The following is an 8699-nucleotide window of genomic DNA, read 5'->3' as shown; positions in this document are numbered from 1 at the left end:
CATTCTACCAGGGCCACTTGGTGATCACTCCGCCCAGTTTCTGTTAGGTATCGCAAGGTTTCCTGATCTACCGGGAAATAGCCCATGGTGGCACCGTATTCTGGAGCCATATTGCCGACGGTGGCGCGATCCGCCAAACTCATGGAATCTAGTCCAGGTCCAAAAAACTCCACAAATTTCCCGACTACGCCCTGTTGTCGCAAGAGTTCCGTCACGGTTAAGGCTAGGTCAGTTGCTGTGGCCCCTTCGGGTAATTTTCCGATGAGACGAAATCCCACCACCTCAGGGGTCACAAAGTAGAGTGGTTGCCCCAGCATATTGGCCTCGGCCTCAATGCCACCGACTCCCCAACCCAGCACTCCCAGGCCGTTCACCATCGTGGTATGAGAGTCGGTGCCAACTACCGAATCAGGGAAGATGACAGTGTCTCCGTCTAGCGTCTTTTGTTGAACCACCGACGCCAAGTACTCCAGGTTGACTTGATGGACAATGCCGGTCGCTGGGGGGACCACACGGAAGTTATCAAAGGACTTTTGCGCCCAATTCAAGAAGCGATATCGCTCTTGATTGCGCTCAAATTCTCGATCCATATTAAAATCCAATGCTTCCACCCGACCGAACTGGTCTACTTGCACGGAATGGTCGATGACCAGATCGACTGGTACCAGCGGGTTGATTTTCTCGGCGTTGCGGTGGTGGCGATCCATCACCGAGCGTAAGGCTGCTAAATCCACCACGGCGGGAACGCCAGTAAAGTCTTGCAATACCACGCGGGCAGGTTTAAAGGGGATTTCACGGTCAGGAGGGCTTTCTGGAGACCACTTGGCTAAACTTATTACATCGTCGGGGCGAATTTGATAGTCATCCAGTTGCCGTAACACCGACTCCAGAAGAATTTTAATGGAAAACGGCAGTCGGTCAATATTGATTTCGGGAATCTCATTAAGTGCTGACAAACGATAGTAGGTGACTTGTTGGCCGTCCACCTCAGCAGTGGCACGGGCTTTGAAAGGGTCTTGGTTGACATGCGTCACATTTTTCACCTCACGATAAAATTCACCACATTTTCGAACTCCATTGTACCTTAGTCTGCGAGGGTGAACCGCTCAAGTTTCTCAACTGCGACATGCTATAATTTCAATTGACTTCGTTGACGAGGGAGATTTTTATGACGAACCATGAGCAGGACATGATACATCGCGGACGGACCTTTGCGATTATTTCTCACCCTGATGCCGGGAAGACTACATTAACCGAAAAGCTACTCTTGTATGGGGGAGCGATTCGAGAGGCGGGGGCGGTAAAGGCTCGACGCGCTCAGCAGCATGCTCGATCTGATTGGATGGAGATCGAACGACAGCGTGGTATTTCCGTGACGTCTACGGTGTTGCAATTTAGCTATGCCGGATATCGAGTGAACCTTCTCGACACCCCAGGACACCAAGATTTTAGCGAAGACACCTATCGCACGCTTCTCGCCGCGGATAGTGTGGTGATGGTACTGGATGCCGCACGAGGGGTCGAAGAACAGACGGTCAAGCTCTATCAGGTCGTAAAGAAGCGACAAATTCCGGTCTTTACGTTTGTGAATAAACTGGATCGGGAGTCCCGAGAACCATGGGACATTATGGAAGAGGTAGAGCGGATTCTGGGCATCTCGACCTATGCCATGAATTGGCCCGTGGGGATGGGCGCGGACTTTCAGGGGTTGTATGACCGTGAGAACCAGATTTTTGAGAAGTTCAATCGTAGCAATCGAATTTTTGAGCGTGTGTCGCTCGACGAGGCAGGTTTGGATGCTCATGATCGCAATACCCTGCGGGACTCTTTGGAATTGCTGGAAGGAGCGGGGGAGGCTTTAGATCTCGAAGGTGTTTCCCGTGGAGCCTTAAGTCCGGTGTATTTTGGGAGCGCCATGGCCAATTTTGGCGTTGAGACCTTTCTTCGAGGGTTTCTCCACATGGCTCCAGGGCCGGGACCACGAGAGACCACTGATGGCTGGGTTGAGCCCAGCGCGGAGTTTTTCTCAGGGTTTATTTTTAAGATTCAAGCCAATATGAATCCTGCTCATCGCGATCGGGTTGCTTTTATGCGGATCTGTTCGGGCCGGTTTGAGCGTAATATGGCGGTCACCCATAGTCGAACGGGTCGCACCATTCGGTTAGCACAACCGCAGCAGTTCATGGCTCAGGACCGCTCCATCGTGGATGAGGCGTGGCCAGGAGATGTCATTGGAATTCATGATACCGGGCTACTCTATATTGGAGACACGTTGTCTGAAGCTCCGAGGGTCAAATTTGTAGGATTCCCGCGCTTTTCACCGGAGCACTTTGCAGAGGTGGAATTGAAATATACCTTAAAGCACAAGCAATACCAGCGAGGCCTGGACGAACTGGTGCAAGAGGGACTCTTGCAGAGATTTCGTCCAGATGATTTGGGACCCCAGGTCTATTTGGGGGTTGTCGGGCCGCTGCAGTTTGAAGTGCTGCAATACCGTTTACAACACGAATATGGTGTAGAGGTATCGCTGCGCACGATGGGATACACCATGGCACGGTGGGTGATTGAGGGTCCAGAAGAATTTGAGTTTGGGCGATTTGATCGGGTCAAACTGGTATTAGATGACGATGGTCAGCGGGTCCTCTTATTGGAGGATAGGCGCACTTTTGACCGATTGATGGAGCGTTATCCCGTGCTTCGGGTGGTGGAGAGTTCTCCAGTGCGGCATCAGGATGAGACGGTGCCGTCATGACTAAAGACACGCCGGGCGTCATTGCACCACCGCCCTTGTTGTGGCTTGGTGCTGCAGTTGGGAGCCTTCTCAGTCAATATTTGTTCTCGTGGCGCCTGGGTTTTTCCGGGATTCGAGTCATCGGTTTTGCCTTGGTCTTGATAGGCGCCCTTATCGCCTTGCTCGCGGTGAGAAGCATGCAGCGGGCAAAAACCCCGGTTGACCCGAACCAGAGTCCGACTGCGCTGGTGACCTCTGGTCCCTATCGGATCTCGCGAAATCCCATCTACTTGGCGCTCTTGCTTTGGCTAATGGCATTAGCGGGCATTCGGGAAACAGTCTGGCCGATAATATGGGCTGTTCCCTTGGCTCTTATCATCCACTATGGGGTCATTCTGCGCGAAGAGCGCTTTCTCACCGCACACTTTCCGGAGGACTACCTGCCCTATCAAAAATCGACCCGGCGCTGGCTCTGATTTTTTCTCACGGTATGGTAGCATGAGGAGGTAACAAAAAGTTCGCGCACAAGTTAAGGCGAATTAGAGGAGGTAAGGCATGAAGTATCGACGCTTAGGACGTTCCGGGATACAGGTTTCAGAAATCGCTTTAGGTAGCTGGCTTACATATGGTACCGCCACTGAAAAGGACACGGCGGTGGCGTGTATTCGTGAGGCTTACGACCAGGGAATCAACCATTTTGATTGTGCGAATGTCTATGGGAGTCGACCCCATGCGGCCGAAGAATTCTTATCTGAAGCGCTTTCCTCGTATCGTCGCAGTGATTATGTGTTAACAACCAAAGCTTTTTGGCCTATTAGCGATAAAGTGAACCAGGGGGGCCTGTCTCGAAAGCACATTTTCGATCAGGTTGACGAGAGTTTACGCGCATTGAAGACCGACTATGTCGATATCTTCTATTGCCATAGAGCGGATCCCAACACCGAGGTCGAAGAGACGCTACGGGCAATTGACGATTTGGTGCGTCAAGGAAAAATTCTCTATGGTGGCATAAGTGAATGGCAACCTAACCAAATAGCTGATGCCTTGACGGTGCAGGAGCGGCTGCAGTTGAATCCCCTAAGGGCAAGTCAGCCAGTGTATAACCTACTTAATCGCTATATCGAACCCGGGGTTTTACCGGTGTGCGAACAGGGGGGCATTGGGTTAGTAGTATTTTCTCCGCTGGCACAAGGGGTTTTGACGGGTAAGTATCGTAAGGGACAGTCTTTGCCGGAAGGTTCGCGGGCGAGCAATTCGAGCGTCAACTGGTCCATGCAGCGGGCGCTGACGGATGACACCTATGAGAAGGTGGAACAACTTATTGGTGTGGCCGAAGACCTCAATATTTCGCTCGGTCAATTGGCACTGGCATGGGTATTACGGCAACCGGCGATTGCTAGTGCGCTAATCGGCGCTTCCCGGCCGGAACAGATTCAAGAGAATGTGAAGGCCGTGGATGTGAAGTTGAGTCAAGAGACCTTGGATCGAATTGAGACCATTTTGTCATAAGAGTGTTTGCCCCTGCTTATCCATAAAGGGGGGCGAGAATGTGAAACAAGTGAAATTTCGGATCCGGTGGCCGGGAATATCGTCGCCGGATCCGCTCTTTTTGCGCTATATTGGTCGGATCCCGACCTGGCGGATGGTCGTAGCCACCATCGTGGGTGGCGCGATGGTACTGGTGATAGGGAGTGTCGCGCATTCTAGTGCCATTGGGTATGGGTATGGAGCGTTACTTTTTATTGTCATAAGCTGGCCATTAATCAGGGGGGTATGGCGATCGTTGCAGTGGACTGACGCAACCGTGTGGCAGTCGATATTGTTGGTGATTGCTTCTCTTGCGATGGGAAGTTTGGGCGATCGCGTTCTTGGGTTTAATCCTCAATCAGCCAAGATTCATCAAATCAGCTGGCCACAAGGGCAACATCTCTTGTGGCAATTTCCCTTGGTATTGCCCGTTGAGAACCTCATCCTTCTCGGGGGCCTCATTGCGGTGTGGCAAATTGTGAGACCGCGGAATTGGTTCGAGCGTCTCATGGTGGCATTGGTAGCGGCATTTGTGTTTGGCTTGTGGCACGTTCCCGCATGGGGAGGATGGACCATGCTGGTGATTGGGATGACGGTGCTACCCTGGGTGTTGTATCTCATGGCAACGGGCGATATGTTAGTCCCGATCTTGGCGCATATTGTCATGGATACTCTAGCCGTGGGAAGTACCGTCTCTCCGACGGGCTCGTGGGTCCATCACTTGATAGACCCGCTCATCTTGCTGTTGTTGCTGGGGTTGGGGCTCTTGTGGTCACTGTATCGGGAATGGACCGAGCGACGTTATCATAGGCAGCCATGAAGAAAGAAATTATCGTATGATAGAAAAAAGGGGGATGACCCATGAGGTGGCCGATTTCAGCCAAGGGGATTTTAGGGCGCGATGGGCATGTGCTAGTGATGAAAAATGATCGTGACGAATGGGAACTCCCAGGCGGGCATGTCGAACCAAAGGAATCCCCAGAGGATGCGGTCATTCGCGAGTTTTTCGAGGAAACTGGGCTCACGTGTGCGATTGCGGGCATGATTTCGGCAGACTTCTACCAACCGCTAGAGGACGAAAGCGTGTGCCTCCTGTTCTATGCGGTGCGAGAGTCGGAACCGAAAAGATCTATTCGCATCTCAGAGGAGCACCAAGGGGTACTGTGGGCTCCGGTACACCAACTGCCGGGCAATCTTCCGGGCGTCTATCAGCACGCCATTCGTATGGCATGGAACCGGACCGACCTTGAGGGCCTCTATCGGCATGGTGATATGGCGCAGCGCCTGAGGCGGTTAACCACAACCAGCACTGTCGAACCGGTGATCGGAATTGAGTGACAGCATGAGGACCATTTTGCACCTTGCCCGGGCCTATGGTGACGGCACGCTGTCGCCGATGGAGTATCTCGAGGCGCGTCTGCAGGCCCTAGACTTCTGGCAGGAGAGAACACATCTTTTTGTGTCCGTGGACCGGCAAGCCGCTCGTCGCGAAGCTGAAGAGTCCGAACGCCGGTATCGCAGCCGTGTCACGCGCGGCCCATTAGATGGCATTTTAGTGGGATTGAAAGATCTCATTGATCTGGCGTTCGTGCCCACCACGGCAGGGTCGGAGGTGAGGAAACATCATGTGGCGAGTCAAGATGCTGATGTGACGCAAACGCTACGGCACAACGGAGCGAATATGGCTCTGGGCAAGCTGAATTTGCACGAATTTGCGTACGGCCCGACTAGCGTGCACTCTCACTTCGGACCGGTCGTGAATCCTTATCAACCCGGATATATGGCTGGCGGGTCGAGTGGAGGCTCAGCTGTGGGGGTGGCAGTCGGGCTTTTTTCTGCGACATTAGGGACCGATACCGGTGGTTCGATTCGCATTCCTGCGGCGCTCTCGGGAGTGTCGGGATATAAGCCAACGTACGGACGCCTTTCGCGGAGGGGAATCGTTCCCTTATCATGGTCATTGGACCATGTTGGCCCTCTGGCACGAAGCGTGGAGGACTTAGCGATGATGTGGCGCGTGCTAAGCGGGGAGACTCCCTCTTTTCCGCCATCTCGTCGTTTACGCGTCTACTGGCCGTCTGGAGACGAAGTGCGGTGCTACGATGAGAGTTTGGACAACTATATTAGTGGGGCCGTTGACAACATCCTGGTGTCCGTGGACGCTGAAGTGACGCGCGGGCCTTTGATGGAACTGGAGAGCATCTGGTCGGCGCAATCCATCATTATTGCATCAGAAGCACTCAGTTACCATTGGGAGTCCTTGCAACACGCGCGAGACCAATACCAAGCTGACGTACGAGAGCGACTAGAGCGAGCCCGAAGCTATTCGGCACTCGAATATATTCAAGCATTGCGGTATCGTCAACAAATAGCGAAGGCCTATGACCATTGGATGCAGTCGTATGACCTAATCATTATGCCGACAGTCCCTATCTTGGCGCCACGGCTTGACACCCTCAATGTGTCTACGCCCGCAGGCGAGTTGCAGGACGTGCGGGCTGCCCTAACGCGCTTCACTTCGCCGTTCAATTTTCTGGGATTGCCGGCACTATCGATGCCCTGGGGCCTTCTGCACGGACTTCCCGTTGGTCTCCAGTGCATCGCGCCGCGAGGACGGGATCAAGCCCTTCTGGCCCTTTGTCAGCGCATCCAGGAGGCGCATCCCCAATCCCTCACCGTTCCAGACGGCGCCATGGTATAAAGTCAAGCGAGCCATGTGATGCTAGGCGTATGCTACGTCTACCGAGGTTGCCATGGGATGTGTTGGACAAGTGGGGGTTAAGTCTGCAGGTGGTGAAGACGGCGATTGCTGCTGGCCTTTCTTGGGGACTGGCCGTTTGGCTTTTTCACAGTCCTAAGCCATATTTTGCCCCCTTGGCCGCGATTTTGTGCGTACAAGCGACCATCGCGGAAGCGATTTCGCGGGGTCTACAACGCATTTTCGGGGTGATGGGCGGCATCGTCTTGGCGATGATTTTCACTCACGTTGTTGGGCTACATGCCTGGTCACTGGCCCTTTTAGTGCTGGTGGCAATGGCATCAGCGACGCGACTTCATTTAGGAGCGCAAGGGATTCCGCAAGTGGCGATAAGTGCGCTTCTGGTCTTGGCGATAGGGTCAGAGGTGAAGGGATATGCGTGGTATCGTGCTCTAGATACCGGGTTGGGGGCGGCGGTGGCCATTCTAGTAGCGGCCGCCATTTGGCCACCGAATCTGACCCCAGACGCACGCGAAGCCCTGCGCCTTTTGGCCATTGGACTCGCCGAAGTGGTGGACGGTATTCAACGCGACTTGGCGGATGGACTCGACCCGGCCGAGGCGAATCGTCATCTTACTCGGGCTCGCGGCATTGATAGTGCGTTGCATCGAGCACGAACGGCATTGGACCGCGCCAAGATGAGTCTCAGATGGAATCCCTGGCACCGGCATGAACGCGGACGACTGACGCAATTGGCGCAAGCCATTGAGGTGCTTGACCACTCAGTGAGTCAGGTGCGTGGGATAGCTCGAACCTTGTTTGTGACCTTGGAGCGGGATGTGAGTCGACCCTCAGGAACCTTGCCGGTAGAGATGGCTCGACGACTCGGCCGCATCTTGTCGCTGATGGGAGAAGCACTCAAAAGCTATGCCTACTTGATTCATCAAGGTGATGAAGTCGCCGCGGTACGATTGGAAAATCTACTTGACCAAGCGCGTGTGGAGCGCAATCAGCTAATCGCCGAAGCGGGCCGACTGGTCTCAGTGGACCCGGCCCGCTTCATTGATGTGGCGGCAGTGCTTGTCGATCTCGACAAGATGCGCGAGGATTTAACGATCAGCGCTCGCCTTATCATCCCGATCGTGGTGATAGCGCGTTAGAGCGAGAGGTACTCTTATGCTAGTGCGCGGTGTGAAATCGTTTCTGCGATTCTTCGAGCACCTGCAGCGCGTCTTCTTCACCCTTCCATCCGCCAATGGTGGTGTCTTTATGTTCGAGTTGCTTATAGGTTTGAAAGAAATGAGGAATTTCCTTCAACGCATGGGGATTCACGTCATCGAGAGATTGAACATGATCAAATCGGGGGTCATCGGCCAACACTGCCAGCAGTTTGGTGTCCACCCCTTTGTCATCCGACATTTCCAGCATACCGATCAGGCGCGCGCTAACCACACAGCCTGGGAAGGTGGGAAAGGTAGCTAAGACGAGCACATCGATGGGATCACCATCTTCGCCCAGTGTATTCGGAACAAAGCCATATTCCGCCTGATAATGCATCGGTGAGAATAGCACACGGTCAAGGCGCACTTGGCCCGTTTCATGGTCTACTTCATAATTGTTTTGACTACCTTGAGGGATTTCTATGATCACATCAATATTCAACACGATGCCTCCTCATTTGCGTACTAAAAAAGAACGCCACCCTGTGTCGCCCTGATCATAATGTCAATGTAGGCGATTCAT

9 protein-coding genes are annotated in these 8699 nt (G+C 53.4%); 7 read left to right on the top strand and 2 right to left on the bottom strand.

Annotation, left to right across the window (positions count from 1 at the left end; all coding sequences use genetic code 11):
• Positions 1-1034: aconitase family protein (locus ACOJWD_RS11185; RefSeq protein WP_486993312.1), on the bottom strand; the 1034-nt coding region annotated here is incomplete at its 3' end.
• A gap of 134 nt (positions 1035-1168) precedes the next feature.
• Here ACOJWD_RS11185 and ACOJWD_RS11180 point away from each other — a divergent pair.
• The 7 genes from ACOJWD_RS11180 (at position 1169) to ACOJWD_RS11150 (ending at position 8116) form a co-directional block, all read left to right on the top strand.
• Entirely contained in the window at positions 1169-2752 is a 1584-nt protein-coding gene (locus ACOJWD_RS11180) for a peptide chain release factor 3 (RefSeq protein ID WP_486993311.1), read from the top strand.
• Positions 2749-3207 carry a methyltransferase family protein gene (locus ACOJWD_RS11175; RefSeq protein ID WP_486993310.1) on the top strand — a complete coding sequence of 153 codons (459 nt, stop codon included), beginning with the start codon at positions 2749-2751 and terminating at the stop codon, positions 3205-3207. The genes ACOJWD_RS11180 and ACOJWD_RS11175 overlap by 4 nt, the downstream gene beginning before the upstream one ends.
• Before the next feature lie 79 nt (positions 3208-3286).
• On the top strand, positions 3287-4240 hold the full coding sequence (locus ACOJWD_RS11170; RefSeq protein ID WP_486993309.1) for an aldo/keto reductase family protein: 954 nt from the start codon (positions 3287-3289) through the stop codon (positions 4238-4240).
• A gap of 40 nt (positions 4241-4280) precedes the next feature.
• Positions 4281-5078 carry a CPBP family glutamic-type intramembrane protease gene (locus ACOJWD_RS11165; RefSeq protein WP_486993308.1) on the top strand — a complete coding sequence of 266 codons (798 nt, stop codon included), beginning with the start codon at positions 4281-4283 and terminating at the stop codon, positions 5076-5078.
• A gap of 41 nt (positions 5079-5119) precedes the next feature.
• Entirely contained in the window at positions 5120-5596 is a 477-nt protein-coding gene (locus ACOJWD_RS11160; RefSeq protein ID WP_486993307.1) for an NUDIX domain-containing protein, read from the top strand.
• Between the two features lie 16 nt (positions 5597-5612).
• Positions 5613-6959: an amidase gene (locus tag ACOJWD_RS11155; RefSeq protein ID WP_486993306.1), complete on the top strand. Its 1347-nt coding sequence runs from the start codon at positions 5613-5615 to the stop codon at positions 6957-6959.
• A 29-nt stretch (positions 6960-6988) separates the two neighbouring features.
• Complete coding sequence (locus tag ACOJWD_RS11150) at positions 6989-8116, top strand: FUSC family protein (RefSeq protein ID WP_486993305.1); 1128 nt, start codon at positions 6989-6991, stop codon at positions 8114-8116.
• Positions 8117-8135: 19 nt separating this feature from the next.
• Here the strand turns inward: ACOJWD_RS11150 and ACOJWD_RS11145 are convergent, their stop codons facing one another.
• Positions 8136-8618 carry an inorganic diphosphatase gene (locus ACOJWD_RS11145; RefSeq protein WP_486993304.1) on the bottom strand — a complete coding sequence of 161 codons (483 nt, stop codon included), beginning with the start codon at positions 8616-8618 and terminating at the stop codon, positions 8136-8138.
• Positions 8619-8699 lie beyond the last annotated feature (81 nt).

The organism is Sulfobacillus sp. TH-112 (assembly GCF_057473405.1).
This window is presented reverse-complemented; position numbering and strand designations above follow the sequence as displayed.